A 1822-nucleotide genomic window follows, 5' to 3' on the forward strand; every position below is an offset into this window, starting at 1 on the left:
GTAAAGCTTGGAGAAGATATCGACCTGCGCCACCTCATCGACAAAGTAATCGAAACTGGAGAAGCTAACTGGGGTAAAATACTCTGGCGTGATGAGTATGGCCAATCTGTGTTGAGTTACCAAAGGCCGATCATTCAGAAAGGTAAGATTGTCGGCGTCCTGTCAGCTTGGGTTTCGGTAACAAAAATGTCTGAATTTTTGGCCGACCAGGAAATGGAATTCGGAGCGAACGTCTTTATTCTGTACGGTCGAAACGCTGTTTTGGCTCATCCACTTATGGCGTTTGGTTATGCCGGTTTGAACCGCGCTGCACCACTTCCTCAACAAGACCGTTTTTCCGATCCAATTGTTTCGGCAATGTGGCAATTAAATGATCACTTTAGCGTCGCGAGGTACTTTCTGACCAGTGCAAACACCCGGTTCGTCGCCTACGCCGATTGGGAATATGTTATATTCTTTGAAGAGTTGTCCGACTATGGTGCTCAGCCGCTAACCGTAGCCACTTACTTTGAAGCCCACGACATTATTGCGGAGGCGGCTCGACTAAAGTGGGCGATTATACTCTGTCTTATTATGGCGGTTGTTTCGGCGGGGGTGGCGGCTTGGATTGGTCAGGAAATTGCCAAGCCAGTGCGCCGACTGTCCGACAGTGCAAAGCGGGTTCACGATCTTGATATTTCGAATGTCGATGAAATCGAAGGATCTTTCTTCCGAGAATTGGATGAGGCAGCACGTTCATATAATTTCATGCTTGAGGGACTGCGCTGGTTTGAACTCTACGTGCCGAAACGTTTAGTCCGCCAACTGATGCGCCGAAACGCTGGGAAGCAGATCAGCTCATCCCACCGAGACGTAGTCATTATGTTTACGGATATTGTTGAGTTTACGACATTGTCCGAACATCTAACAGCTCCTCAAACGGCATTGTTCCTAAATAATCACTTTGCAGGGCTTGCTGACTGTATCCAAAATAACAGCGGTACCATTGACAAGTTCATCGGAGACTCCGTAATGGCGATTTGGGGTGCTCTGGAACATCAAGATGATGCGGCAGATCTGGCTTGCCAAACAGCGATTGAGATCGAAAAGTGGATTACGAAATATAATCAACAAGAACGAGTAGATGCAGGCTTAGCATACTCAGTTAGACTGCGCATAGGAATCCACATCGGTCGTGTAGTTGTTGGGAATATCGGCAGTGAGGGGAGGCTCAGCTATACTGTGGTTGGAGATGCTGTGAATGTCGCGCAACGGCTAGAAGAAGCCGGAAGAGTTTTGGGCAATACTCTAGGTGAAGTGAATACTCTTGTTTCCAGCTCTGTTCGAAGCGCGTTGGTCAAGCCAATAGAATTTAAGCGCATAGGCGCACACAAGCTTCGAGGTAGAGAGGAATTGGTCGAAATATATTCGCTAACACCAAACTGCTCACGAGCCTAAAGTTCGATAGCATAGAAAAACTGAAAACACGCCATAGAAAACATGGGGCGAATGCTGACAAAGTTTTTCAGAGCAAGCAGGAAAGTTCGATTTCGAAGCTGGCGCATTAATGAATAGACTGACAGTCAGCTTTGCTCGCTGCCCGGTCATTAATTTGACGACGCCCGTTATTCACTTCAGCAAGATAAGCAAAACTATGTCTCGGCAAACCGCTGATCCGTGGTATGGGCCTTCAACGACCTCTGGGGTCCCACCCTCAACACTCGTAACACCCGAAACCACTGGGGCATAAACGGGGGCATTTCTCGGAGGGTTTAGCCCCAAGTGCCTAGTCTCGTTCCATGTTCTGATGACCTGGCTGGGGTGGTAGGAATCCTTGCCCACC

At 48.3% G+C, this 1822-nt stretch carries 1 protein-coding gene; it reads left to right on the plus strand.

The annotated features are described in order from the left end of the window. Nucleotides 1-1437, plus strand: a 1437-nt coding sequence (locus ACR0MI_RS23630) for an adenylate/guanylate cyclase domain-containing protein (protein WP_480855749.1), incomplete at its 5' end; no start/stop codon positions are given. Nucleotides 1438-1822 lie beyond the last annotated feature (385 nt).

It is taken from the genome of Ruegeria sp. D4 (genome assembly GCF_056534475.1).